This is a genomic window from Agrobacterium sp. InxBP2 (assembly GCF_026191755.1).
GTDB lineage: Bacteria > Pseudomonadota > Alphaproteobacteria > Rhizobiales > Rhizobiaceae > Agrobacterium > Agrobacterium pusense.
Genome location: NZ_JAINDY010000033.1, coordinates 224,953 through 249,767, shown reverse-complemented (window position 1 = coordinate 249,767; position 24,815 = coordinate 224,953). Strand labels below are relative to the sequence as shown.

The 24,815-nt window shown below is 59.4% G+C and carries 24 protein-coding genes; 13 read left to right on the top strand and 11 right to left on the bottom strand.

Translation table 11 applies throughout. The annotated features are described in order from the left end of the window. Nucleotides 1–132: 132 nt before the first annotated feature. The 8 genes from K7A42_RS19095 to K7A42_RS19060 all read right to left on the bottom strand — a co-directional run bounded on the left by K7A42_RS19095 (nt 133) and on the right by K7A42_RS19060 (nt 7,941). A complete protein-coding gene (locus K7A42_RS19095) occupies nt 133–765 on the bottom strand; it encodes a LysE family translocator (RefSeq protein WP_113382576.1) in 633 nt (210 codons plus the stop codon). Between the two features lie 296 nt (nt 766–1,061). Continuing rightward, nucleotides 1,062–1,673 (bottom strand): riboflavin synthase, encoded by a 612-nt coding sequence (locus K7A42_RS19090; protein WP_022555984.1) that lies wholly within the window; start codon nt 1,671–1,673, stop codon nt 1,062–1,064. Continuing rightward, nucleotides 1,673–2,917 carry a bifunctional diaminohydroxyphosphoribosylaminopyrimidine deaminase/5-amino-6-(5-phosphoribosylamino)uracil reductase RibD gene (gene ribD / locus K7A42_RS19085; RefSeq protein ID WP_282455711.1) on the bottom strand — a complete coding sequence of 415 codons (1,245 nt, stop codon included), beginning with the start codon at nt 2,915–2,917 and terminating at the stop codon, nt 1,673–1,675. The genes K7A42_RS19090 and ribD overlap by 1 nt, the downstream gene beginning before the upstream one ends. Before the next feature lie 2 nt (nt 2,918–2,919). Further along, nucleotides 2,920–3,399 carry a transcriptional regulator NrdR gene (gene nrdR, locus K7A42_RS19080; protein WP_003512508.1) on the bottom strand — a complete coding sequence of 160 codons (480 nt, stop codon included), beginning with the start codon at nt 3,397–3,399 and terminating at the stop codon, nt 2,920–2,922. A gap of 12 nt (nt 3,400–3,411) precedes the next feature. Beyond that, the gene (gene glyA, locus K7A42_RS19075) at nt 3,412–4,701 is read right to left on the bottom strand and encodes a serine hydroxymethyltransferase (RefSeq protein ID WP_004441171.1); all 1,290 of its coding nucleotides are present in this window, start codon (nt 4,699–4,701) and stop codon (nt 3,412–3,414) included. A gap of 352 nt (nt 4,702–5,053) precedes the next feature. After that, complete coding sequence (locus tag K7A42_RS19070; RefSeq protein ID WP_006700203.1) at nt 5,054–6,385, bottom strand: L,D-transpeptidase family protein; 1,332 nt, start codon at nt 6,383–6,385, stop codon at nt 5,054–5,056. 374 nt (nt 6,386–6,759) lie between these two features. After that, a complete protein-coding gene (gene ldtR, locus K7A42_RS19065; protein ID WP_026363448.1) occupies nt 6,760–7,269 on the bottom strand; it encodes a transcriptional regulator LdtR in 510 nt (169 codons plus the stop codon). 234 nt (nt 7,270–7,503) lie between these two features. Continuing rightward, nucleotides 7,504–7,941: a DUF6163 family protein gene (locus K7A42_RS19060; protein ID WP_006700200.1), complete on the bottom strand. Its 438-nt coding sequence runs from the start codon at nt 7,939–7,941 to the stop codon at nt 7,504–7,506. Nucleotides 7,942–8,115: 174 nt separating this feature from the next. Between K7A42_RS19060 and hemB the strand changes: the two genes are divergently transcribed. The 5 genes from hemB to K7A42_RS19035 all read left to right on the top strand — a co-directional run bounded on the left by hemB (nt 8,116) and on the right by K7A42_RS19035 (nt 11,325). Next, nucleotides 8,116–9,129, top strand: coding sequence for a porphobilinogen synthase (gene hemB, locus K7A42_RS19055; RefSeq protein WP_004441167.1), 1,014 nt, complete (start codon nt 8,116–8,118; stop codon nt 9,127–9,129). 95 nt (nt 9,130–9,224) lie between these two features. After that, on the top strand, nt 9,225–9,683 hold the full coding sequence (locus K7A42_RS19050) for an RDD family protein (RefSeq protein WP_004441165.1): 459 nt from the start codon (nt 9,225–9,227) through the stop codon (nt 9,681–9,683). A 176-nt stretch (nt 9,684–9,859) separates the two neighbouring features. Then, nucleotides 9,860–10,618, top strand: a complete 759-nt coding sequence (locus K7A42_RS19045; RefSeq protein WP_004441164.1) for an arginyltransferase — start codon at nt 9,860–9,862, stop codon at nt 10,616–10,618. A 99-nt stretch (nt 10,619–10,717) separates the two neighbouring features. Further along, complete coding sequence (locus K7A42_RS19040) at nt 10,718–10,939, top strand: AbrB/MazE/SpoVT family DNA-binding domain-containing protein (protein ID WP_004441162.1); 222 nt, start codon at nt 10,718–10,720, stop codon at nt 10,937–10,939. After that, a complete protein-coding gene (locus K7A42_RS19035) occupies nt 10,936–11,325 on the top strand; it encodes a type II toxin-antitoxin system death-on-curing family toxin (RefSeq protein WP_004441159.1) in 390 nt (129 codons plus the stop codon). Before K7A42_RS19040 ends, K7A42_RS19035 begins: the two co-directional genes overlap by 4 nt. 66 nt (nt 11,326–11,391) lie before the next feature. On the opposite strand, the gene parC is transcribed toward K7A42_RS19035, so the two are convergent. Further along, on the bottom strand, nt 11,392–13,644 hold the full coding sequence (gene parC, locus K7A42_RS19030) for a DNA topoisomerase IV subunit A (protein WP_004441156.1): 2,253 nt from the start codon (nt 13,642–13,644) through the stop codon (nt 11,392–11,394). Nucleotides 13,645–13,873: 229 nt separating this feature from the next. Between parC and K7A42_RS19025 the strand changes: the two genes are divergently transcribed. Continuing rightward, nucleotides 13,874–15,064: a hypothetical protein gene (locus K7A42_RS19025; RefSeq protein WP_282455710.1), complete on the top strand. Its 1,191-nt coding sequence runs from the start codon at nt 13,874–13,876 to the stop codon at nt 15,062–15,064. 121 nt (nt 15,065–15,185) lie between these two features. On the opposite strand, the gene K7A42_RS19020 is transcribed toward K7A42_RS19025, so the two are convergent. Both K7A42_RS19020 and aspS read right to left on the bottom strand, forming a co-directional pair. Further along, on the bottom strand, nt 15,186–15,662 hold the full coding sequence (locus K7A42_RS19020; protein ID WP_022555974.1) for an FUSC family protein: 477 nt from the start codon (nt 15,660–15,662) through the stop codon (nt 15,186–15,188). Nucleotides 15,663–15,664: 2 nt separating this feature from the next. Next, nucleotides 15,665–17,452 carry an aspartate--tRNA ligase gene (gene aspS, locus K7A42_RS19015; protein ID WP_282455709.1) on the bottom strand — a complete coding sequence of 596 codons (1,788 nt, stop codon included), beginning with the start codon at nt 17,450–17,452 and terminating at the stop codon, nt 15,665–15,667. 191 nt (nt 17,453–17,643) lie between these two features. Here aspS and K7A42_RS19010 point away from each other — a divergent pair, with 191 nt between their 5' ends. From K7A42_RS19010 to K7A42_RS18980, 7 genes are all read left to right on the top strand, one after another. Beyond that, the gene (locus K7A42_RS19010) at nt 17,644–18,915 is read left to right on the top strand and encodes an MFS transporter (protein ID WP_004441149.1); all 1,272 of its coding nucleotides are present in this window, start codon (nt 17,644–17,646) and stop codon (nt 18,913–18,915) included. An 82-nt stretch (nt 18,916–18,997) separates the two neighbouring features. After that, entirely contained in the window at nt 18,998–20,158 is a 1,161-nt protein-coding gene (gene rnd, locus K7A42_RS19005; RefSeq protein WP_037088987.1) for a ribonuclease D, read from the top strand. 329 nt (nt 20,159–20,487) lie between these two features. Further along, nucleotides 20,488–21,516, top strand: coding sequence for an adenylate/guanylate cyclase domain-containing protein (locus K7A42_RS19000; protein ID WP_004441145.1), 1,029 nt, complete (start codon nt 20,488–20,490; stop codon nt 21,514–21,516). A 142-nt stretch (nt 21,517–21,658) separates the two neighbouring features. Continuing rightward, nucleotides 21,659–23,017 carry an esterase-like activity of phytase family protein gene (locus tag K7A42_RS18995; protein ID WP_282455708.1) on the top strand — a complete coding sequence of 453 codons (1,359 nt, stop codon included), beginning with the start codon at nt 21,659–21,661 and terminating at the stop codon, nt 23,015–23,017. Between the two features lie 137 nt (nt 23,018–23,154). Continuing rightward, nucleotides 23,155–23,502, top strand: a complete 348-nt coding sequence (locus K7A42_RS18990; protein ID WP_004441141.1) for a hypothetical protein — start codon at nt 23,155–23,157, stop codon at nt 23,500–23,502. Nucleotides 23,503–23,670: 168 nt separating this feature from the next. Then, a complete protein-coding gene (locus K7A42_RS18985) occupies nt 23,671–23,988 on the top strand; it encodes a hypothetical protein (protein WP_282455707.1) in 318 nt (105 codons plus the stop codon). Nucleotides 23,989–24,165: 177 nt separating this feature from the next. Beyond that, the gene (locus K7A42_RS18980; protein WP_282455706.1) at nt 24,166–24,798 is read left to right on the top strand and encodes a DapH/DapD/GlmU-related protein; all 633 of its coding nucleotides are present in this window, start codon (nt 24,166–24,168) and stop codon (nt 24,796–24,798) included. Nucleotides 24,799–24,815: the final 17 nt, after the last annotated feature.

Here is a 24,815-nt window from a genome sequence, read left to right as displayed (position 1 = left end):
ACACCGGCATTTGCGGCGGTCAAACCACGGCTGGCCGTTTTTGGCAAGTAATTTCATGTGTCGGCGGCGCAATCGGCCGCGTTTGCAGGGCATTTGGCCGGGTTTTGCGCTCCCGGCGCGGCTCCCCGTGAATCAGGTTTTCTGGAAAGCGAGATGGACGCCGAGCCCCATCAGCACCGTTCCGGCAGCACGGCGGACAAGCATCTGCGCCGCTCTCGAACGCTTCAAGCGCCCGACCATTGCGTCTGCCAGAAGCACGCCGACGAGATCGGCGGAGGAGAAAATGAAATTGACGGCGATGCCAAGGATCAGGAACTGCAGCCAGACGGGAAAGGCGGCGGCCGGATCGACGAATTGCGGCAGGAAAGCCAGAAAGAACAGCGCTGTCTTCGGGTTGAGTACATCAACGATGATGCTGTCGATGAAGGCGCGGCGTGCCGATTTCGGCTCGATGGTCAGATTGACCGCCTCGCCTTCCATCTTGCTGCGCAACATCGAGAAGCCGAGCCAGACGAGATAAAGCGCGCCACAGAGCTTCACGGCGAGATAGAGCCACGGAACCGCCTGAAACAACACCGAGAGACCGGCCGCAGAGGCGAAGATGTGGACATAGCAGCCGACATGGATGCCGAGCACTGCCATCAACCCGGCAAACCGGCCGCGCGCCATGGTCTGCGCCGCCGCGTAAAGCATGGCCGGACCGGGGATATAGGCGAACAGGGCGGTGGTTATGAAAAAGGCGGTCAGCAGTTCGAAGGAAGGCATGATGTATTTCCCCTACCCCGTTTGGCTCGCGATCGATTTCAAACGGCCAAAAAGTCCTAAAGCGTTTCCAGCTTCATCGGAAGCGGGTGCTTGAGAACAATTGCTATAGGCCGCGATTTCAGGTGTTGGCCACTCCCCTTTCCGTCATTCCGGCCTTGAGCCGGAATCAGTCGACGCGCGTCTGCGCGGCGGGAAAAGTTCTTCCAGCCCAAAGACTTGAGCTGACTGGATTCCGGCTCGAGGCCGGAATGACGGAGGAGGCGTCGGTGCGTCCTCCTCTCCAAAGCATCGTCACATTACGCCGAGGGGAATTCCGCAAGCCGCGCGGCGTAACGCGCCATGGTGTCGACCTCGAAATTGACGAAATCGCCCGGCTGGCGCTCACCCCAGGTGGTGACGGAAAGCGTGTGGCGGATCAGGAGAACGTCGAAATCGGTGCCATCAACGGCGTTCACGGTGAGCGATGTGCCGTCGAGCGCCACGGAGCCCTTGGGGGCAACGAATTTCGCCAGATGTTCCGGCGCGCGCAGGCGGATACGCACCGCCTCGCCTTCCGGCTCGACCGACAGGATTTCCGCCTTGCCGTCCACATGGCCGGAGACGATATGACCGCCAAGCTCATCGCCGATCTTGAGCGCCCGCTCCAGGTTGACGTGCGTGCCCTTCTGCCAGCTGGCGATCGTCGTCAGGCGCAAGGCCTCTTCCCATGCTTCGACCTCGTACCAGCGCTCATTGCTGCCATCATCAGGCAGTCTCGTCACCGTCAGGCAGACGCCGCCATGGGAGATGGACGCGCCCATATCGATGGTCTTGGGATCGTAATTGGTCGCCACGCGCAGGCGGACACCCTCGGCCAAGGCCTCCAGTTCGGAAACGGTTCCGACATCGGTGACAATTCCGGTAAACATCAAATCGGCCTTTCATAATTGAAGCAGCGATCCGGCCCGTAGGCGGTTTCACTGATCAGAGCATAGTCGCCCTTGATGTCGGCACGGCTGAGCGGCGTTTCAATGCCGCCCTTGCCGATCATGACGGGGCTTTCAAACAGCATGATACGATCCACCAATCCAGCTTCAAGGAATGATTTTGCGGCAAAGGCGCCGCCTTCGACCAGAAGTTCCGACATGCCGCTTTCGGCAAGGATGTGGAGGAGGTTTTCGAGCGTAGGGGCTTCGAGGATTTCGACGCCGGCGTTGGTCAGGAGTTGGCGGCGGAGGTCGAGGTTACCCCCCTCTGCCCTGCCGGGTATCTCCCCCTCAACGGGGGAGATCGGCAAGGGGCTGTCCGCTCGGTCAAATTGCGCCCTAGACGCACCCTCTCCAGCCGTCGATGCAGGGCGAAGCAGCGCTCCATCGATCTCCCCCCTTGAGGGGGAGATGCCCGGCAGGGCAGAGGGGGGTAAAGCGGCAACCATCACCGGAACTTCCCGCGCAGTCCGCACCAGTTTCGACGCCAATGGCAATTCAAACTGCCGATCCAGCACGATCCGCACAGGCGAGCGGTTTTCCAGACCGGCAATGCGCACGGTCAGCTCAGGATCATCCGCGATAGCGGTCCTGATACCAACGAGAATGCAGTCGCAGCGCGCCCGAAGTTGGTGCACTGCATGGCGTGACTCAGGGCCGGTAATGGCAATCTGCCCCTCACCTTGCCTGCCGATCATTCCGTCAGCAGAAACCGCAAGCTTCAGAATCACATGCGGGCGTTTTTTCACCTGTCTTGTGAGGTAACCGGCGAGCGCCCGTTGGGCTTCGGCACGCAGCAGACCGGTTTCCACCACGATACCAGCATCGCGCAATATCTGATAACCACGGCCGGAGACGCGCTCGTCCGGATCGTCCACCGCGACCACGACACGGGCAACGCCATATTCCACAAGCGCGTTGGCGCAGGGCGGGGTTTTACCCCAGTGTGAACAGGGTTCGAGCGTCACGTAGGCGGTCGCGCCGCGTGCCGTCTCTCCGGCCAGTTCCAGCGCCTGGCGTTCGGCATGGGGGCGTCCGCCGATGGCGGTCACGGCTTCGGCGATGATTTGTCCGTCCTTGACGAGAACACAGCCGACCGAGGGGTTGGTCAGCGTCTGGCCCTGGTGGCGAAGCGAAACCTCGATGGCCCGCGCCATGAACCTTTCGTCATCGGCACGGCTCATCACGTCTATGCTCCAGCGTCGGTATCGCGCGCGATCTTGGCGTTGATTTCGGCAATCACGTTCTCGAAATCCTCGGCATGGCTAAAATCGCGATAGACCGAAGCATAACGAACGAAGGCGACGTCATCGAGGCTTTTCAGTGCTTCCAAAACCTGAAGGCCGATTTCTTCCGAGGGGATTTCCGTCTCGCCGGAGCTTTCGAGGCGACGGGCGATACCCGACACGGCGCGTTCGATCCGGTCACGATCGACCGGTCGCTTGCGCAGCGCGATCTCGAACGAGCGCACCAGCTTTTCGCGGTCGAAAGGAAGCTTGCGGCCGCTTTTCTTGATGACCATCAGCTCGCGCAGTTGTACGCGCTCATAGGTCGTAAAGCGGCCGCCGCAATCCGGGCAGATGCGCCGCCGGCGGATGGAGGTGTTGTCCTCCGCCGGACGCGAGTCCTTGACCTGTGTGTCTTCGGAACCGCAGAATGGGCAGCGCATCGTCTTCTTTCCTTACATGTACGGATACATCGGGAAACGGTCCGTCAGGCCGACGACCTTTTCACGCACCGCAGCCTCGACGGAGGCATTGCCTTCATCCGAATTGGCGACCTTAAGACCATCGAGAACCTCAACGATCAGCTTGCCGATTTCGCGGAATTCCGCTTCCTTGAAACCGCGCGTCGTGCCGGCCGGCGTGCCGAGACGGACACCAGAGGTAACGAAGGGCTTTTCCGGGTCGAAGGGAATGCCGTTCTTGTTGCAGGTGATGTAGGCGCGACCAAGGGCTGCCTCCGCACGCTTGCCGGTGGCGTTCTTCTTGCGAAGGTCGACCAGCATCAGGTGGTTGTCGGTGCCGCCGGAAACGACATCAAGACCGCCTTCAACCAGGGTTTCGGCCAGCGCCTTGGCGTTCTTCACGACCTGTGCGGCATAGTCCTTGAACTCGGGCTTCAGCGCTTCACCGAAGGCAACAGCCTTGGCGGCGATGACGTGCATCAGCGGGCCGCCCTGCAGGCCGGGGAAGACGGCGGAGTTGAACTTCTTCGCCAGATCCTCGTCGTTGGTGAGGATCATGCCGCCACGCGGGCCGCGCAGGGACTTGTGCGTCGTCGTGGTCGCGACGTGGCAGTGCGGGAATGGCGACGGGTGCTGGTCACCAGCCACTAGACCGGCGATGTGAGCCATGTCGACCATGAGGTAAGCGCCGACTTCGTCAGCGATTTCGCGGAAGCGCTTCCAGTCCCACACGCGCGAATAGGCGGTGCCGCCGGCGAGAATGAGCTTCGGCTTATGTTCTTTGGCCTTGCGCTCCACTTCGTCCATGTCCAGCAGGTTATCGCCTTCGCGCACGCCGTAGGACACGACGTTGAACCACTTGCCGGACATGTTGACCGGGGAACCATGCGTCAGGTGACCTCCCGAATTCAGATCGAGACCCATGAAGGTGTCGCCCGGCTGCAGCAGCGCGAGGAACACGGCCTGGTTCATCTGCGAGCCGGAATTCGGCTGAACGTTGGCGAAGTTGACGCCGAACAGCTTCTTGGCGCGTTCGATGGCGAGTTCTTCAGCAATGTCGACGAACTGGCAGCCGCCGTAATAACGCTTGCCCGGATAACCTTCCGCATATTTGTTCGTCATGATCGAACCCTGTGCTTCGAGCACGGCACGGGACACGATGTTTTCCGAGGCAATCAGTTCGATCTCGTGGCGCTGGCGTCCCAGTTCCTTCTCGATCGCGCCGAAAATTTCCGGATCGACATCGGCAAGCGGACTGGAGAAGAAAGCATCTGTGTTCGACATGGTGAAGGCTCCTGAAACAGTAATGCGATGGCGTCTTAGCGCCCTGCCCGAACAAGAGCAATACGGAGAGCGAGATTTGCCCGTCAAACTGCGACGTCGCGACGAAAAGTGGCAGTTGTTTTCAGGAAAAGCAGAGCGCGACGGAAACTTAAAGGCGGCGCTGCGATGATGCGCGGCCAAGCCGCGCACCTGCGTCATCCTCGGGATGGCCCCGAGGATCTGCAATGCTCTATTTTACGATAGGTGATTAGGTCCTCGGGACAAGCCCGAGGATGACGGCGGAGGGACTGGCCGGTTTCCGGCGATCACCTCTCCCCTCGCTCACAATTCAAAGCTTATGGCAAAAGCCCGATCAGTTGCGCGGCAGCAGATCGTCGTCCACGGCACCGGCCGGCTGTTCCATGCCCGCCGTCGTGTTCAGCGCCAGTTCGGCATTGCCGTCCTTGCCGTAGATATCGTCGCGGAACTGAACCACGCCGTCCTTCGCCGACCATGCGGTGATGTAGACGAAGTAGACGGGCACTTCCTGTGCGAGCTTGATCGGCGTGTTGACGCGCGAGGCGATGACGCGTTCCATTTCCTGGCGCGACCAGCCGGGCGTGTCGCGCAGCAGCCATGACGTCAGGTCGCGCACGTTCTGCACGCGGACGCAACCGGAGGACTCGAAGCGCATCAGCTTGTTGAACAGGCCCTGCTGCGGCGTGTCGTGCATGTATTCGTTGTTCGGATTGTGGAAGTTGATCTTCGTCGAGGACATGGCGTTGATCTTGCCGGGGTCCTGGCGGAACATCAGGTTCGGCGCCTTCGGCGCGAACCAGTCCACCGTGGTAGGCGAGACTTCCTGTCCCTTGCCGTCGATGAGGCGGATGTTGTTCCGCTCCAGATAGGTCGGGTCCTTCTGCATCAGCGGCACGATGTCCTTTTCGACGATCGAGCGCGGTGCGGTCCAATAGGGGTTGAGGATGACCTCGTAAATCTTCGAATTGATAACGTGCGTCGGACGGCTGGCGCGGCCGACAACGGCAGTGTTGCGCAGCACGACGCGTTCGTTTTCAACGGCTTCAATGGCGGCGGCCGGAATGTTCACCATCAGGTGACGCTGTCCGAGATCGCCGGACATGGACTGGATGCGCACGAGGTTGGTCTGCAGCTGCGCGAGACGGATCTGCGCGGACACATTGAGAGCCTTGGTGGTATATTCGCCGCTGACGCCGTCAGCCGGAAGGCCATGACGGGCCTGGAAACGCTTCAGCGCGCCATCGACATAGGAGTCGAAGGCGCTGGAAATGCCGGCTTCACGCGGCAGGTCGCCCGATACCATCAGTCGCTGGCGCAGTGCCTGAACGGAGGGATCGGAGACGCCGATCTGCAGACGCTGCTGTGACGCCGGAACTTCCGGCCAGCCGCCATTCTGCACGATCTGCTGATATTGCATGATCGCCTGCTGCATATAGACGGGGGCTTCGCGGCCGAGGACCGGATTGTTGGAAACGACGCCCACAGCCGAACGCGACGTATTGGCGTCGAACTGGTCATCCCAGTTGCCGCGGCGCGAGGAACCCATGAGATCGTTAAACGCGTCCTGCGCCAAGGCCGGCGCAGCGAGCGCGGCGACACCAGCGGAAACGGCCGAGCGCAGAAGCGTGCGGCGCGATACGGAATTGGAAACGGATGTCTTTGTCATTCTACCTACCAGCCACTCTATTCGGCATTCTCTATAATGCCTAAATCAATATGATTAACAAACACGTACAACGTGCCTGCCGGCCTGGAATACTCGACACCCATCGCCTGGGCGCTATTGTCTGGCAGAACGGTCGGGACTTGCCGCGACAGCAGGAGAAACAGCCGGCTCCTCAAGCTTTGCGGGTCCCATATCAATATGGCCAATTCGTGTCACGGGCCATTTCTCACGAAGCTGTGTATGCCCCACAAAGCAGGGTTCCTACGAGCTTTGCAGGTTGGGCTTGACATGAAGAAACGGCAGAGATGTAGCCGCCGAATCCGCAGGCCGGGAGCAAGAATGCCCCCGGCCTAAACAGTGAAACCGTCGCGGTATTACAGGCGGTAAGCGATCGAGTCGTTCCAGAAGCGATCGAGGCGCTGCAGCAGCTTGTTCATTTCGGAGAACTCACCGGTGCCGATGCCGCCGACCTTTTCGATCGAGCCGACGTGGCGTTCATAAAGGCGGGCAACCGTTTCGGCGATTTCCTGGCCCTTTTCGGTCAGGCTGATGCGAACCGAGCGGCGATCGACGCGAGAGCGCTGGTGGTTGATGAGACCAAGGTCGACCAGCTTCTTGACGTTGTAGGAAACGTTTGAGCCGAGATAATAACCACGCGAACGAAGCTCGCCGGCGGTCAGTTCAGAATTGCCGATGTTGAACAGCAGCAGGGCCTGAACGGCGTTGACGTCATCGCGACCCTGGCGGTCGAACTCATCCTTGATGACATCGAGGAGACGGCGGTGGAGACGTTCCACCAGATGCAGCGACTCCATGTAGAGCGAGCGGATGGTATCTTCATGTGCATCGGCAACAACGGCCTGGGGCTTAACTTTGCTATTGATCATGACTGCCTCACTGTTTTGTTTGGCGGTGTGTTTGTTTGTCTCCCGCCTTGAGTGAGAACCTAATCAATGCGCATAAAATTCTACTTAAAAGCTACGATTAACAAATGGTTACCTGCATTTTGCCTGGAGGCCCCAACTTGTGGCGAAGCGGGAATGCCTGACAGGCGATCGTTATAAATCAATGGGTTAGATATGAAATTCGGCCGCAAATCAGGCCGAATTGCTTTATTCTTATGGTAAATCAATTCTTGCCCGTTCTTCATTCTGCCGCTGATCCAGCCAGAAAGCGACCAGGAATAGTATATAAATGGTTGCCACGAGACCGTGCATGACGGGCACCAGCGTGTTGGCGCCGAAAATGTGGGGCCACACCTTATACATCGCGATCTGCGTGCCCGCGCCCATCACCCACATGACAGCGCCCCAGGAGGCGCCGAGCCACAGGCCGAGAGCGGCGACCGGGAAAATGACGGCAAGCGCGCTGCCGGCCACACGCCAGGGCAGGTTCAGCATATCAAACCTGCCGTGACCGCCCAGAGAATAGCCCGTCAGCATTGCCCAATATTGCAACCCGAACCAGAAACACGAAACCGCGACCAGCCTCATGAAGACCAGAAACAGGATTTCAGTGAGCGGGCGCTTCGGCAGAGGTTGAGAATCAGGTTCCATGGCCGGAAGATACGGTCTCGACGAACGGGCGACCAGCCCATATTGAATTCCGCCGCCTGCCTTGTCAAAGCATCATCGTCATTGCCGGACGGCAATGAGGGAAGATTGTCGCATTCGCATGCGCCGCGCTTCATGGTATGCAGCCTTCCAAATTTGATCGAAGGACATTCTGACATGCAGGACAAAACCCACCTGGTCGACGAGATCACCGGCCATCGCCGCATGCGTCGCAATCGCAAGGCGGATTGGACGCGCCGTCTGGTACAGGAAAGCCGCCTCACTGTGGACGACCTGATCTGGCCGGTCTTCATCGTGCCGGGCAGCAATATTCTGGAGCCCATTCCAGCGATGCCTGGCGTCAACCGCATGAGCGTCGACAGACTGGTCGAAGCGGCGAAGGAAGCCGCCGATCTCGGCATTCCGGCAATCGCCACCTTCCCGAATGTCGAGATGGAATTGCGGGACGAGACCGGCTCGAACGCGCTTGAGGCCAATAACCTCATCAATCAGGCGACTGCCGCCGTCAAGAAAGCCGTTCCCAATATTGGCATGATCACCGACGTGGCGCTCGACCCATTCACCAGCCACGGGCATGACGGCATTCTGCGCGGCAACGAGATCGTCAACGATGAGACCGTGGAACAGGTCGTCAAGGCGGCGATCCTGCAGGCGGAAGCCGGATCGGACATTATTTCTCCTTCTGAGATGATGGACGGCCGTATCGGCGCCATCCGCCGCGGCCTTGATGCGGCCGGGCACCAGAATGTCGGGATCATGGCCTATGCGACAAAGTTCTCATCCGGCTATTACGGCCCCTATCGCGAGGCGATTTCCACCGCCGGCCTGCTGAAGGGCGACAAGGCAAGCTACTACATCAGCCCTGCCAACGGCATGGAGGCCATCCGCGACGCGGCGCTCGATGTGGAAGAAGGCGCGGACATGCTGATGGTCAAGCCCGGCCTGCCCTATCTCGACATCTGCTGGCGGCTGAAGGAGAATTTCGGCCTGCCGACCTTTGCCTATCAGGTCTCCGGCGAATATACCCAGATCAAGGCTGCGGCGATGAACGGCTGGATCGACGGCGAGCGGGTGATGATGGAAACGCTTCTCTGTTTCAAGCGTGCAGGTTGCGACGGCATTCTGACTTATTTCGCCATCGAAGCCGCACACAAACTCAACAGGGGCTAAGGCCAGCGCTTATTGTATTCGGTGGTTCCTTACCCATATTGTTGCTGACACGGCACTCATGCCGAGCTGTCAGTTCCTTCAGGAGAAAACGACCGATGAGCCTCGACCAGAACCCCACCTATGCCGCACCGGATGACTGGCGCGCCTATAGCGGCGTCCTGAGCCGACGGGTCTTTGCGTTCCTGATCGATTACGCAATCGTTCTCCTCCTGTGCATCCCGGCCGCCGTGATTGTCATCTTTCTCGGCATTATCACGCTGGGTCTCGGCTTCATTCTCCTGCCTTCGCTCTTCATTATCGTTGCGGTACTCTATTTCGGCATGACGCTCGGAGGCCCGTCGCAGGCCACCCCCGGTATGCGGGCGATGGGTATTGCGATGGCGCGCATGGACGGGCGGCGAATCGATTTCCTGCTGTCCACCGTTCACATCGTGCTTTTCTGGGTCATCAACTCGGTTTTGACGCCGCTGATCCTGCTTGCCGGCCTGTTTACGGAGCGCTCGCGCCTCGTTCACGACTTCCTGCTCGGCACCGTCATCGTCAGAACACGCTAATATTACGGAAAGCCACGGAAACGTGGCTTTCACCCCGCCAAATACCTCATCCCGCAGTTGACGTTTTCCGTCATTTTGCCATTCTGTGACATTATGCATGTCGCTTGAAGCGCCGCCGTCAGCCCCGTGAAATCGCGGCGCGCTTTATAACAGACGCAGGAGGCGATCACGGTTCGATGAACACGCAGGCGACGCCCTCTCCACAATTCTATCTTACGGCGCCGGCCACCTGCCCCTATCTGCCGAACCAGATGGAGCGGAAGGTCTTCACCCATCTGGTTGGCCCGCGCGCCTCGGAAATGAACGACCTTCTGACCCAGGGCGGTTTCAGGCGCTCGCAGAACATCGCTTATCGTCCGGCCTGCGAAAACTGCCGCGCCTGTGTATCCGTGCGGATCCTGACCGAGCAGTTTCAACCGACAAAATCGATGCGACGCGTTCTTGCCGCCAACAAGGATGTCGTCGCCACGGTGCATGCGGCCGAGCCTTCCACCGAACAGTTTGCCCTGTTTCGCCGCTACCTCGACCACCGGCACCAGTCTGGCGGCATGTCCGACATGTCGGCGCTGGATTATGCGATCATGGTGGAAGACACACATGTGAACACCCGCATCATCGAATACCGCGTCCGCGAGCCCGGCTCCGGCATCGATTCCAGCAAACGCGGCGAGCTTCTCGCCGTGGCGCTCAGCGACGTGATGAGCGACGGCCTGTCGATGGTCTATTCCTTCTTCAATCCGGAACTCGAGAAGCGCTCGCTTGGCACCTACATGATCATCGATCATATCACCCGCACCCGTGCGCTCGGCCTGCCACACGTCTATCTCGGCTATTGGGTCGATGGCTCCGAAAAGATGGGCTATAAGACCCGCTACCACCCGCAGGAGCATCTGACGCCGCGCGGGTGGGAGGTTTATACGCCGGAAGATAAGTAACCCGCGTTTGGAAGTGTCATACCGAGAACCTCCGGAAATCGTACATTGTGTACGAATTTCAGCCATGTTATAACCACTGTTATAACAGGAGTTACTACCATGAACATTACGATCCGCAAAATCGGCAATTCCGAAGGCATCCTCATTCCGAAGGAAGTTCTGGATCGCATGGGTCTCAAGGCCGGCGACGCGCTGGAACTCAGAGAAACTGCCGGCAATATCGAACTCATTCCCGAGCATGCGGAAATGAGAGAACAGCTTGAAGCCGCCCGGCGTGGTATGAAAAAATACCATAAAGCTCTGAGAGAACTCGCTAAGTGAGCAATATAAAGTGGCTCTCCCGTGTCGCCATCGAAGTTATACATCAAGAGCAATTAGCCGAACATGGTGGCTTGCCGGGCCTTAAGGATGAAAACGCACTCGAGGCAGCTTTGGCGCGTCCATTGCACAAAGCTGCCTATGGAGAAGAGGAACCGCTGAAACTCGCCGCCGCTTATCTTTACGGTATAGCGCGCAACCATCCCTTTTCCGACGGTAACAAACGGACCGCTTTTCTTGCCGCCTACACCTTCCTTTTTATCAACCGACTTGAAGTCGTTGCCGAACAAGCGGAGATCGTGGCTTTTGTTCTTGATGTCGCGGCAGGTGAGATCGATGAGGACGGCGCATATCTGTTCCTCAAGGACCACGTCATCCCACTCGAATAGACAGAAACGCCGCACATCTTTCCGATGCGCGGCGCTTCATCGATAACCTGTCAATACCAGGCGGCTTTACCCACCAAATTTCCCGCTGCGCGGAAAGCCCTTCGGCACGGTGCGGCCGGCGGTGGCGCGGTCGGCAAGCCATTCGCGCAGTTCTTCACCCACCTTGTTGAAGAGACGCCCGGCCGTGTCGGACCAGCTGAGGCCGTCGGCAAGCGCGAAACATTTCACATCCACGACGCCGCCGTCCTTGTAACGCTGCAGGCGCACGCCCTTGCCGCGCGACATTTCCGGGACCTGCGCCAGCGGGAACGCCAGGAGCTTGCGGTTTTCGCCGACGACAGCGACGTGGTCGCCGGTAACGGGAACCGCGAGCTTGGCCTCATCGGGCATGGATACGTTCATGATCTGCTTGCCCTTGCGGGTATTCGCGACCATTTCGCTTTCCGCCACGACGAAGCCGTTCCCGGCCGTCGAAACGAGCAGCAGCTTGCGCGACGGATCATGCACGAAGGCGGTGAGGACATCCTGATCGTTTTCCATATCGACCATGATGCGGATCGGCTCGCCATGGCCGCGTCCGCCCGGCAGCTTGTCGGCGCCGAGCGTATAGGCCTTGCCACCCGTCGTCAGCAGCAGCAGCTTGTCGGTCGTCTGCGCCGGGAAGGCAAGCTTTGGACCGTCGCCTTCCTTGAAGGTCAGGGTCGAGGTGTCGGACATGTGACCCTTCAGCGCCCGGATCCAGCCCTTCTGCGAGATAACGATGGTGACCGGTTCCTTCTCGATCATCGCCTGCTGAATGGCCTCGATATCGGCATCCGGCGCGTCGGCAAACTGCGTGCGACGGCGGCCGAGTTCGGTCGCCTTGGCATATTTCTTTTTGACCTCGCCGATTTCCCAGGCGATTGTCTGCCACTGTTTGTCATCAGAGGCGATCAGCGCTTCGATCTCGGCCTTCTCATTCGTAAGTTCGTCGAATTCCTTGCGGATTTCGAATTCCTCGAGCTTGCGCAGGTTGCGCAGCCGCATGTTGAGGATGGATTCGGCCTGCAGGTCCGTCAGCGACCATTTCGCCATCATCACCTGTTTCGGCTCATCCTCCTCGCGGATGATGCGGATCACCTCATCAAGATTAAGATAAGCGACGAGCAGGCCGCCCAGAATTTCCAGTCTGCGATCAATTGCCGCCAGACGATGGCGCGAGCGGCGGACCAGCACGTCCTTGCGGTGCGCCAGCCACTCCGTCAGCACCTCGTTCAGCGCCATCACCTTCGGCACCTTGCCGAGCGACAGCACGTTCATGTTGAGCGGCAGGCGGCTCTCAAGATCGGAGAGACGGAAGAGCGATTCCATCAACAGCGTCGCATCGACGGTGCGGCTCTTCGGCACCAGAACGATACGCACATCCTCGGCGGATTCGTCTCTGACATCCTCCAGAAGCGGCAGCTTGCGGGCAATCAGCAGCTCGGCGATTTTCTCGATCAGCCGTGATTTCTGCACCTGGAACGGAATTTCGGTGATGACGATCTGATAACCGCCGCGCCCGAGGTCTTCCGTCTCCCATTTGGCGCGCACGCGGAAACCGCCGCGGCCGGTCTTGTAGGCGTCGAGAATATTCTCGCGGCTTTCAACGATCACGCCGCCGGTCGGCAGGTCGGGACCGGGAATGAATTCCACCAGCTTTTCAACGGTCGCATCGGGATGCTTGATGAGGTAAAGCGCTGCGTCACACAGTTCATGCGCATTGTGCGGCGGGATCGACGTCGCCATGCCGACAGCGATACCGGAAGCGCCATTCGCCAGCAGGTTCGGAAACGCACCGGGCAGAACGACCGGCTCGGAATTGGACTCGTCGTAAGTGTCGCGGAAATCGACCGCGTCCTCACCGATACCTTCCAGCAGAAGCTCGGCCACCGCCGTCATCTTGCTTTCGGTATAACGCATTGCGGCGGGGCTGTCGCCGTCGATGTTACCGAAGTTGCCCTGCCCGTCGACCAGCGGATAACGCAGCGAGAAATCCTGCGCCAGACGCGCCAGCGCATCATAGATCGCCTGGTCGCCGTGGGGATGGTAGTTACCCATCACCTCACCGACGATCTTCGCGCATTTGCGGAAGGCGGAATTGGGTCTCAGGCCCATTTCGCTCATCGCATAGACAATGCGGCGGTGGACCGGCTTCAGGCCGTCGCGGACATCCGGCAGCGCACGATGCATGATCGTCGACAAGGCGTAAGCGAGGTAGCGCTCTTCAAGCGCTGCCTTCAAATCGACCGGATGAATATTATCGTCTCCGCCGGACGGAGGTACAAGATTTTTTCCCATGGTGCTTGACTAGCGGAAATGGCGATTCCCGGCAAGAAACACAGGGGTCGCGGCTGTGGATGAAACCATCCCTTCCATGCGGTTTTTTGTTAACCGCGCTGCAAATGCCGCAATGCCGCCGTCATGGGAATCGATCTAAGTACACTAGACCTTTGATTATCAGCGAATATAAGTATCACCATTAGCATTAAGGCTCGGTTTGCAGCCGTACGTTGAGGGAAGAAACATCATGAGACTGAAATCCACCCGGCAGGTTCTTTTTGCGAGCGCCGCGCTTCTTGCCCTTTCCGCGCCGGCTTTCGCGATGGATGGTGGGGATGTGCTGAAGAAGATCAATGCGGCCTATGCCGCGCAGGGCGGTCAAATTGATGCAGGCTCCGTCGCCGTCAACGGCTCGACGGTGACGCTGAACGACGTGACCCTCAGTGCCGCTGCCGACCCGGCCAAGAAAATCCCGGTTGGCAATATCACGCTTGATGGCGTCGAGGAAAACAACGGCGGCTACAAGATCAAGAACGCCCGCTTCGACAATATCGACTACAAGCAGGACAAGGTCGAGATCAAGGCCAGCGACATCTACATGTCCGGCCTCGTCATCCCCGCTGATGCCACCACCGGCACGGTCGATGCGCTGATGTTCTACGACGAAGCCCATAGCGGCCCGATTACTGTTTCCGTCGACGGCAAGCAGGCTTTCTCGCTTGAGGAAACCAGCGCGACGATGTCGGTCAGCGACGACAAGAACTCGATCGGCTTTGACCTCGACGCCTCCGGCTTCAAGGCCGACCTCAGCGACGTCACCGACCCCGCCACCAAGGATGCAATCGAAAAACTGAAGCTGCAGGCGCTTTCCGGCGACATGACCATGAGCGGCAGCTGGGAAGTGGCTTCCGGGACTGTCGATGTCGAGGAATACGCGATCGACCTCGATGATGTCGGCCGCCTGAACATGTCGTTCGGTTTTTCCGGCTATACGCTCGCCTTCATCAAGTCGATGCAGGAAACGGTGAAGGCGCAGGCTGCCAACCCGAACAAGGAACAGGCAGACCAGGCCGCGAGCCTTGCCATGCTCGGCCTGATGCAGCAACTCTCCTTCGTCAACGCCGAGATCAGCTTCGAAGACGCCAGCATCACCAAGCGCGCGATCGATTATGCAGCGAACCAGCAGGGTATGACGGGCGACCAGCTTGCACAGACCATCAAGGGCATGGCGCCGATCATGATGGCCTCGCTCAACGTTCCCGAATTGCAGAACATGGTGTCGGCGGCGATCAACACCTATATCGACGATCCGAAGAACTTCTCGATCACGGCAGCGCCGGAAAAGCCGGTCCCCTTCCCCATGATCATGGGCGCTGCCATGGGCGCGCCGAACACCTTGCCGAAAATGCTCGGCGTCACGGTGACGGCAAACGAATAAGACCACATACGCAAAACGCAGAGGCCCCGGTCATCGAACCGGGGCTTTTCTTTTGGGCAACTCTCTACGGTGGAGACGGCGTCATATCTCCTGCACGGGGAGTAGAGTTGACCGGTAAAAGCTAGAGTTTCAGCCGCTCGCGAAAGAAGACCAGCGCTACGGTGACACCGGTCGCGACACCCACGATCACGTCGATGAAGCGGACAAGGCCGGCAACCTGCGGCCCCATGAGGAGCACGAGCATGGCGGAAGCACCAGCCTGTATCGGCACGACCGGCGGCAGGCCGAACATGGAGGCGAGGATCATGGCGATGAAGGTCGCCGAGGCCAGCCTGATTTCGGCGAAATCATGCGGAACCAGGAGGGCTATTTCCCCGACGAGAATGCCGACGGTGACGCCCACCATCAAGCCGAGGCCCTGACGAACATGGCTTGGAATTCCCGGCGCCAGACAGATGAGCGCGCTGATCGCCGCGAAGACGGGTTGCGGGTGGCCTAGCCAGCGATGCGCGACCCAGAACGCAAAAGCGGCCGCAAGTGCGGCCGCCAATGCACGGGTGAAGGCTGCGCGAACACGGTCGAGCAGCGTCTTCAACACGATCAGTCTTTCTTGGATGGAACGACGCGCAGCGCCAGTTCGCGAAGCTGCGTCGGCGTTGCCGGCGACGGCGCGTTCATCAGAAGGTCCTGCGCCTGCTGGTTCATCGGGAACAGCGTGATTTCGCGCAGGTTCTTCGCACCGACCAGCAGCATGACCACACGGTCGATACCGAAAGCGCAACCGCCATGCGGAGGCGCGCCATACTGGAAGGCGCGGTAGAGGCCGCCGAAGCGCTCTTCAACGTCGGTCTGCGACAGGCCAACCTTTTCGAAAGCCTTGACCATCAGCTCGGGCGACTGGTTACGGATCGAACCGGAGGCGATTTCGAAGCCGTTGCAAACGGCGTCATACTGGAAGGCCTTGATGGAGAGCGGGGCCTGCCCTTCCAGCGCTTCCAGACCACCCTGCGGCATGGAGAAGGGGTTGTGGGCGAAATCGATCTTCTTTTCTTCTTCGTTGTATTCGAAGAAGGGGAAGTCGACGATCCAGCACATTTCGAAGCGGTCGCGATCGATCAGGTTCAGTTCATCGGCGGCGCGGGTGCGCGCCTCACCGGCAAACTTGTAGAACTTGGCGGGATCTCCGGCGACGAAGAAGCAGGCATCACCTGCCTCGAGGCCGAGCTGCTGGCGCAGCGCCTCGGTGCGTTCCTCGCCAATGTTCTTGGCGAGCGGACCGGAACCGCCGACCTTGCCGTCTTCTTCCTTCCAGAAGATGTAACCGAGGCCGGGCTGACCCTGAGACTGCGCCCAGGCGTTCATGCGGTCGCAGAATGCGCGCGAACCGCCGGTCTTGGCCGGAATTGCCCAGACCTGAACCTTCGGGTTGGAGGCGATCATGTTCGCGAAGACCTTGAAGCCCGAACCATCGAAATGCTCGGTCACGGCCTGCATGACGATCGGGTTGCGCAGGTCCGGCTTGTCGGAGCCGTATTTGCGGATCGCTTCATCATAGGGAATGCGCGGCCACTCTTTGGTGACAGGCTTGCCTTCGGCAAACTTTTCGAAGACGGCAGTCATCATCGGCTCCATCGTGGTCCAGACATCTTCCTGGGTCACGAAGCTCATTTCGACGTCGAGCTGGTAGAATTCGCCCGGCAGGCGGTCGGCGCGCGGGTCTTCATCGCGGAAGCATGGCGCGATCTGGAAGTAACGGTCGAAACCCGCCACCATCAGAAGCTGCTTGTACTGCTGCGGCGCCTGCGGTAGCGCGAAGAACTTGCCCTCATGAATACGCGACGGCACTAGGAAGTCGCGTGCACCTTCCGGCGAGGAGGCCGTGAGGATCGGCGTCGTATATTCGGCAAAGCCGGCATCGGCCATGCCGGTGCGCATGGCGGAGATGATCTGCGTGCGCTTGACAATGTTCTTGTGCAGCGTTTCGCGGCGCAGGTCGAGGAAGCGGTACTTCAGGCGAACGTCTTCCGGATAGTCAGGCTCACCGAAGACCGGCAGCGGCAGCTCCTTGGCGACGCCGAGAACCTCGATCTCCTGAGCGTAAAGTTCGATCTCGCCGGTCGCCATGCCCTTGTTGACGGTGTCTTCCGAACGCGCCTTGACGAGGCCGTCGATGCGGATGACCCATTCGCCGCGCACGGTTTCCGCAACCTTGAAAGCCGGGCTGTCAGGATCGGCAACCACCTGGGTGATGCCGTAATGGTCGCGAAGGTCGATGAAGAGAACGCCGCCATGATCTCGCACGCGATGAACCCAACCGGAAAGGCGAACGGTTTCGCCGACGTCGGACTTGCGGAGAGCGGCACAGGTGTGGCTGCGGTAACGATGCATTTTTTTATCCTGGAACGTGTCGTGGGCCCGTTGGAGGCCAGATGGGCGGCACTGTCGAAATTTGCCGGAAAAGCGCATGGCCAGCCTGATTTGTCAAGGCAAAGCGCAACAATGTCGCCTTCAGCCTGTCCTTTCCCCCGCCTTGGCTTTAGATAGTGCATATTCAGCCCGCCAAACCGAGTCGGCCCGCAATGAGCCAGATCAGACCCCTCATCCCGCTTCTCGTCACCGCCGGCATCCTGATCGGCGGCAACGGCCTGCAGGGAACCTATATTGCCCTGCGTGGCATCTCCGAAGGTTTTTCCGCCAGCACCATCGGCGTCATCAGCGCCGCCTACAGCATCGGATTCGCACTCGGCTGCATTTCAGTGACGCGGCTTCTGCGAAAGATCGGTCATATCAGAACATTTGCCACCATGGCAGCGGTCGCCTCGGCCGCTTCCATCGCCATGCCGCTCATCATCCACCCGCTATTCTGGATGCTGATGCGTTTCGTCATCGGCATTGCCGTCGCCTGTCTTTTTGCGGCCATCGAAAGCTGGATCAATGCGCAGGTGACGAATTCCAATCGCGCGCGGACGCTTTCCATCTATCGTTTCGTCGATCTCGGCTCCGTGACACTGGCGCAATATGTCATTGCCGTGATGGGTGTCGAAGGCCCGGTGGTGTTTTCGCTGATCGCAATAGCACTGGTGCTGTCTCTGGTGCCGATCTCGCTTGCCGACAAATCCAACCCTGCCCCGCCGAAGCAGATTCCCTTCGACCTTTTCGCCGTCTGGCGCATTTCCCCGCTTGCCGTCGTCGGTTGCGTGGCAGTCGGCCTCAGCATGGCGGCCTTCCGCAATATTGGCCCGATCTATGCCGAACAGATAGGCTTTTCCGTCACCGCCATCGCCACATTCATGAGTGCGGGCATTATTGGCGGTGTGGTGCTGCAATATCCGCTTGGCGTTTATTCCGACCGTTATGACCGGCGCATCATCATCCTCGCCACCACGGCGGCCTCTGTCGTCGTCGGGCTCTTTCTCGCTTTCTTCGCCGGTACTGATGAATGGAGCAATATCATCGGCGTCTTCATCTTCGGCGCCTTCGCCCTGCCGCTTTATTCGCTGAGTTCGGCGCATGGCAACGACCACGCCAGGGAAGGCGAACATGCGATGATGTCAGCCGGACTGCTGTTCTTCTGGTCGGTGGGCGCAACCGTGGGGCCGCTTCTCGCCTCCGTCCTGATCGATCAGTTCGGTCCGAAGGCACTCTTCAGCTATACCGCCGCGATCCAGATCGTTTTCATCGCCTACACCATATATCGGCTGCAGGTGCGCGAGGGCGTTCCGCTTGAGGAGAGGAACTGGCGTTTCAGTTCGCTGTTGCGCACCTCGGCCTATTTCCAGAAGCTCGCCGCACCCGCACCACCTAAAAAGAATGGGTCGGAGCCCAATCCGCCGGAGAAAAACGATCGTTAGGCCTTCAAAAACGGGCTTTGTATTGACATGCGCCCGGCAAAGGGAAAGTAAGACGGATAATTTTCACGAGTGGCCATTTGCAATGATTGAAACGACTGCCGCCCTCGCCGAGGCCTGCACGGAACTGGCGAAATCGGAATTCATCACCATCGACACCGAATTTTTGCGGGAAACCACCTTCTGGCCGGAACTCTGCCTCGTGCAGATGGCAAGCCCGACTCTCGAGGTGCTGGTCGATCCGCTGGCGAAGGGCCTCGATCTTACGCCGCTTTTCGAGTTGATGGCCAATCCCGACGTCGTGAAGGTTTTCCACGCGGCGCGACAGGACATCGAAATCATCTACCATCTCGGCGGGCTTATTCCGCATCCGATCTTCGACACGCAGGTCGCCGCCATGGTCTGCGGTTTCGGCGATTCGATCTCCTACGACCAGCTGGTGCAGAAGATCAAAAACGTGCAGATCGACAAATCCTCCCGTTTCACCGACTGGAGCCGCCGCCCGCTGACCGAAAAGCAGCTGGATTACGCGCTGGCCGACGTGACCCATCTGCGGGATGTCTATCTCTCGCTGAAAGCCCAGCTCGAGCGCGAAGGCCGCTCGCTGTGGCTGACCGAAGAGATGGATATTCTCGAGTCTCGCGACACCTATGACATGCATCCCGACGATGCCTGGCTGCGGTTGAAATCGCGCCTGCGCAAGCCGACCGAGCTTGCCATCCTCAAATTCATCGCCGCCTGGCGCGAGCGTGAGGCGCGCTCCCGCAACGTGCCGCGTTCGCGCGTGCTGAAGGACGATGCGATCTTCGAAATCGCCCAGCAGCAGCCAAAGGATGCCGAGGCGCTGTCGCGGCTTCGCACCATTCCCAAGGGCTGGGAACGGTCCGCGTCCGGCAACGCCATCGTCGAGACGGTGAATGCGGCGCTGGCGCTGCCGAAAGAAGAAATGCCGAAGGCACCGCGTCACAGCCACGCGCCGGAAGGCTCAGGCGCTGCCGTGGAACTGTTGAAGGTTCTGCTGAAGCTGACGGCTGACAAGCACGGCGTCGCCGCCAAGGTCATCGCCAATAGCGACGATCTGGACAAGATCGCCGCCGAGGGCGAAAAGGCAACTGTGGCGGCACTGACCGGTTGGCGGCGGGAGCTTTTCGGCAATGTGGCGCTGAAGCTCATCAATGGTGAGGTCGCCCTGCGTTTTGCCGGCAAGAAGGTCGAAGCTGTAGAGGTTGCGGCGAACGAGTCGTAACGCTCGCTCTTTCCGCGACCTTCTCATACCGCGTATCGCCTCATTCGCTAGCGCTGCATCTGAATGGCGCTGGCCGAACACCCGAATCGCCCGACAGGGCGTCGGGCGACAAAATCGGTGAAGCCATCGATTATACGATATCAACTTAGGCGGGGTGCGGGCCCCGCCCGTTGCGGCAACCGGGCAACAGGCTTTCCGATCCTTTATGCAACCTTACCGATTGCTCACTTTTTCCAGCGCTTTTTCCACATTAATGTCGCATATGACCTGAACAGAAGCTTTGCCCGCAAGGAGCGACGGGCCTGCCCTTCCCGAGATCAAGAATCGACATGAGAAAATTGCTGCCCATTCTGGATTACGTGGTGCTCTTCGTTGCCGTGGCCGGCAGCGGCGTGGCCTACGCCTTCCTGGAATATGGCGGTGGCGCGCTCATCGGCGCGACCTATGCGCTGTTTGCCTGCGCGCCAATCCTCGCCTTCGAGCGCGGTTACATCATGCCCGGCCTGTCGCGGCAGGTCAGCGCCCTGCCGACACCGGTTTACATTGCCGTCGGTCTTGTCATCTATGCCGTTCTCGTCTTCTGCGGCTTCGGGCTGGGCGGCACGATCCTGTGGCTGAGCGGCATCTTTCCCGGCACCTGGAAACGCGCCGTTCATGCCGAAGTACAGACGCTGGTCTTCACGCTCATCGTCTGCGGCATCATCGTCTTCATTATGCGTGTGCGTGAACTTCTTGGCCGCGATATCTTCATCGACCTCATTCTCGGGCGCTATCGCAGACCGGTGAGCGAAGACCGCGTCTTCATCTTCATAGACCTTGTCGGTTCCACCTCCTTCGCCGAAACCCATGGCGACCTGAAGGCACAGGAATTTCTGGGCGAAATCTTCGCGAGCTATGCCGCACCGGTCAGGAAACACGGCGGCGTCATCGACGATTACATCGGCGACGCCGCGATCATCACCTGGCCGTACCATAGGGCGATAAGGCGCGCGGCCTGCGTGCGCTGCGTTTTCGATATTCAGGCGACCATCGAGGAAAAGCGCGACATGTGGCTTTCCCGCTTTGGTGAAGTGCCGCGCCTGCGCTTCGCCATCCATGGCGGACCTGTCATCACTGCGGAAATCGGCGTCGACCATCACAAGATCACCTATTTCGGCGATACGGTGAACACGACCTCCAGACTCGAATCGCTGAGCAAGATGCTTGGCCATCCCGTGCTGATTTCCGCCGACCTCGCCCATCAGCTGGTGCTGCCCAAGGGCGTGCGCAGCGAATATCTCGGCGAGCACGCGGTCAAGGGCCGTGGTCAGACGCTCGGTGTCTGCACGCTCAGCCAGTATCAGGCCCCCGCCGCTTAGGGCAAAGCAACGTCGCCGTCACCTTTGCCAGCGGCGCCGTCATCAAAATTCATCAAAGCTTCAAACGGCAATCACCTCTCTGTCATGTGCTGCCCCTATCGCGTCAATCCTGTCTTCAACAGGTACTGAGAGGGGTCTCAACATGAAGCACGTTCTTTTCGCCTCTTGCGCGGTTCTCGCGCTCGCTTCCGCATCGCTGGCAGCGGAAAAGGAGTTTCCGGCAAAGCTGGTTTCACATGCCATTCTGCCGGCCAACACCATCATCGCCGCGCCTGCCGATGCGCCGGCACATCTCAAGACCTCCGCCAAGTTCACCACAGCCGACCGCAAGCGCGCCGAAGGCCTCGGCACCGTTCCCGGCAAGGATGGCGCGCGCCTGACAGGCCTTTCCATGCCGTTCAACGGCCAGCCCATGCAGGGCTTTTCCGGCATCAAGGCCATGCCGGACGGCAGCTTCTGGAGCCTTTCCGACAACGGTTTCGGCTCCAAGCTCAATTCGAGCGACGCCATGCTGATGCTTCACCATCTGAAGTTCGACTGGGAAGCCGGCAAGGTCAATGCGCTTGAAACCGTGTTTCTCTCCGACCCTGACATGAAATCGCCCTTCCCCATCGTTCTGGAAGGCACGGAAAAGCGCTACCTGACGGGCGCCGATTTCGATGTCGAATCCATTCAGCCTGTTGCCGACGGTTTCTGGGTGGGTGAGGAATTCGGTCCTTACATCCTGAAATTCACCCGCGACGGCAAGCTGACCGATGTGATCTCCACCAAGGCCGGTGATATCGAGGTGAAGTCTCCCGACCATCCGGCTCTCGCACTGCCTGGCAACCCGACTCAGAAAATGCCCGCTTTCAACCTGAAACGCTCCGGCGGTTATGAAGGCATGGCGCTCTCCAAGGACGGCTCAAAGCTCTACGGCCTTCTCGAAGGACCGCTTTATATGGCGGACGGCCAGGTAGAAAAGACCGAAGACGGCGCGACCGCGCTGCGCATCATCGAACTGGACACCGCCAGGAAAGAGTGGACCGGTCGCAGCTGGCTTTATCCGCTGGCGGAAGGCGGCGAGGCGATCGGTGACTTCAACATGCTGGACGAGACCACTGCCCTCGTCATCGAACGCGACAACGGCGCCGGCACGGCCGACAAGGCCTGCGCCGACCCCAAGGCCCCCACTGCGGACTGCTTCGCCCGCCCAGCCAAGGTCAAGCGCATCTACAAGATCGAATTCAACGACGCCAATGTCGGCAAGGCCACCCGCAAGATCGGCTATATCGACCTGATGAATATCTCCGACCCTGATAACAAGAAGCGCCAGGGCGGCGGCAACGGTTTCTACGACATGCCTTTCGTCACCATCGAGAATGTCGACCGCGTCGATGCCACGCATATCATCGTCGGCAATGACAACAACCTACCTTTCTCTGCCGGGCGGGCGCTGGACAAGGCTGATGACAACGAATTCGTTCTGCTTGAGGTCAAGGACCTGCTCGAGGCGAAGTGAGGCCACGGCTGCCGTCATTTGCATTGACGGTCACCAATGATCCGGACGGAGCGCTGGCAGACACGAACGTCTGCGCGGCGCTCCTTTCCGATTTTCCGGCCGCGACAGAAACATGCTTGCGGAAAAGAAGACGTTTCATGCAGGACCATGCCGAAAGACTGTACTACGCCCTGAAGAGAAGCTGGTCGGGCGAGACCAGCGGCCTCTGGTCGCGCGAAAATCCAGCCAGGGGGCAAGGAAGCGTCACTGCCCTGGTTGTTCAGGACATTTTCGGCGGCGAAATTGCGAAAACCGCTGTCAGCGGCGCGCAACACTTCTACAATATCATTGATGGCGTCCGCTGGGATTTCACCTTCACCCAATTCGATCTGCCGGTGGGTTATCAGGATCATCCCGCCAATCGAACCGAAGTCATGGCGACGATAACGCCGCTGCAATATGCCTATCTCAGCGCCTGCATTCGAAAGGCACTCGGCCACGGCTGAACGGCTTGCAAAAAGGACAGCCCATTGCTGTTCGATCCGCACAGACGGCATGGAGGTCAACCGGCGCGCTCCACTTCAAGACCAAGATTTATGTTTCCCGCAAAGCGGACACAATCCACGCGATAATATTGCTTGGCGAAATGGTTGTACCGACAGGAGAGACATTTAATGAGCGAGAGTTGTCCGGTTCTGACACCGGCAGAACGGCAGGTTCAGGATATATTGGAACGCAAGGAAGCGGCGATGATGGCGAGTGTTCATGCAGCGGTTGAGCGCGCCAGCAAAGAAGTCGCCGAAGCATTCGAGGCGACCGGGTCAGACATGCAGCCACCACCCCGGGATTATTTTGCCGCGGTCGCGCATCAACAGCTCTTTTTGTTGTTATGCGGGGCCGACCCGCAGACCTTTGAGGGGGGCGACCCAGAAATCGCCGGTCATATCATTCGGAATGCTCAAAACATAACGGAGCACTACTGGAAACGATAATGCGCCCGAATGTCGCCGGCAGGTGACGCCGATCTGTAAGCAGAGAATGTCACACGAAGCAAGAGACGTAATCTGAACTTGAGAGGGTATGCCGGTCACGGACGGACTGCTCCGCCGTCTCGCGTCATAGGGCCTTCATCATGCCCGGTTAAGCAGGCGCAAAATCGGGAGACTGCAATGGATTCGACCGCACAGATCAAGCGCCCTAAGCTCGCAGAGACCGTCATTCATGCAACAGCCAGCGTAAGAGACTCGAGCATCGGCAGATGCTGCGAGATTTTGGCCGATACCTCGCTGCATAATGTTGAGCTCGGAGACTACTCTTATCTTGGTCCGCGCTGCATGGTGGGGGATGCGATCATCGGGAAGTTCTGCGCCATCGCCGCGGAGGTCAGGATAGGCGCTCCCAACCATCCGATGGACCGGCCATCCATGCACCGTTTCAGCTACTGCCCGGAATATTACTCTGCCGATGCGGTGCGCGACGATGCCTTTTTCGCGCAGCGGAAGCAGGATCGCGCCGTTATCGGTCACGATGTCTGGATCGGACACGGGGTAATCGTCCTGCCGGGCGTCAAGGTCGGACACGGCGCGGTGCTGGCCGCCGGCGCCGTGGTAACCAGGGACGTGCCGCCCTATACCATCGTCGGCGGCGTACCCGCAAAAATCATTCGCGAGCGCTTTTCACGATGGATTGCGCAGAAGCTTACCGCTATTGCCTGGTGGGACTGGCCCTTCGAGACGATCATGGCGCGGCTTGGCGACTTTCAGTCAAACGATATCGAAGCGTTCTGCGAGCGCTGGTCCTAGCACGGGGCCAATGTCGT

Bases quoted from the DNA above. Each gene is read 5' to 3' on its own strand.
- K7A42_RS19095 (WP_113382576.1), bottom strand. From the start codon at position 765: ATGCCTTCCTTCGAACTGCTGACCGCCTTTTTCATAACCACCGCCCTG.
- K7A42_RS19090 (WP_022555984.1), bottom strand. From the start codon at position 1,673: ATGTTTACCGGAATTGTCACCGATGTCGGAACCGTTTCCGAACTGGAG.
- nrdR (WP_003512508.1), bottom strand. From the start codon at position 3,399: ATGCGCTGCCCATTCTGCGGTTCCGAAGACACACAGGTCAAGGACTCG.
- glyA (WP_004441171.1), bottom strand. From the start codon at position 4,701: ATGTCGAACACAGATGCTTTCTTCTCCAGTCCGCTTGCCGATGTCGAT.
- K7A42_RS19070 (WP_006700203.1), bottom strand. From the start codon at position 6,385: ATGACAAAGACATCCGTTTCCAATTCCGTATCGCGCCGCACGCTTCTG.
- K7A42_RS19060 (WP_006700200.1), bottom strand. From the start codon at position 7,941: ATGGAACCTGATTCTCAACCTCTGCCGAAGCGCCCGCTCACTGAAATC.
- hemB (WP_004441167.1), top strand. From the start codon at position 8,116: ATGCAGGACAAAACCCACCTGGTCGACGAGATCACCGGCCATCGCCGC.
- K7A42_RS19050 (WP_004441165.1), top strand. From the start codon at position 9,225: ATGAGCCTCGACCAGAACCCCACCTATGCCGCACCGGATGACTGGCGC.
- K7A42_RS19045 (WP_004441164.1), top strand. From the start codon at position 9,860: ATGAACACGCAGGCGACGCCCTCTCCACAATTCTATCTTACGGCGCCG.
- K7A42_RS19040 (WP_004441162.1), top strand. From the start codon at position 10,718: ATGAACATTACGATCCGCAAAATCGGCAATTCCGAAGGCATCCTCATT.
- parC (WP_004441156.1), bottom strand. From the start codon at position 13,644: ATGGGAAAAAATCTTGTACCTCCGTCCGGCGGAGACGATAATATTCAT.
- K7A42_RS19025 (WP_282455710.1), top strand. From the start codon at position 13,874: ATGAGACTGAAATCCACCCGGCAGGTTCTTTTTGCGAGCGCCGCGCTT.
- aspS (WP_282455709.1), bottom strand. From the start codon at position 17,452: ATGCATCGTTACCGCAGCCACACCTGTGCCGCTCTCCGCAAGTCCGAC.
- K7A42_RS19010 (WP_004441149.1), top strand. From the start codon at position 17,644: ATGAGCCAGATCAGACCCCTCATCCCGCTTCTCGTCACCGCCGGCATC.
- rnd (WP_037088987.1), top strand. From the start codon at position 18,998: ATGATTGAAACGACTGCCGCCCTCGCCGAGGCCTGCACGGAACTGGCG.
- K7A42_RS19000 (WP_004441145.1), top strand. From the start codon at position 20,488: ATGAGAAAATTGCTGCCCATTCTGGATTACGTGGTGCTCTTCGTTGCC.
- K7A42_RS18995 (WP_282455708.1), top strand. From the start codon at position 21,659: ATGAAGCACGTTCTTTTCGCCTCTTGCGCGGTTCTCGCGCTCGCTTCC.
- K7A42_RS18990 (WP_004441141.1), top strand. From the start codon at position 23,155: ATGCAGGACCATGCCGAAAGACTGTACTACGCCCTGAAGAGAAGCTGG.
- K7A42_RS18985 (WP_282455707.1), top strand. From the start codon at position 23,671: ATGAGCGAGAGTTGTCCGGTTCTGACACCGGCAGAACGGCAGGTTCAG.
- K7A42_RS18980 (WP_282455706.1), top strand. From the start codon at position 24,166: ATGGATTCGACCGCACAGATCAAGCGCCCTAAGCTCGCAGAGACCGTC.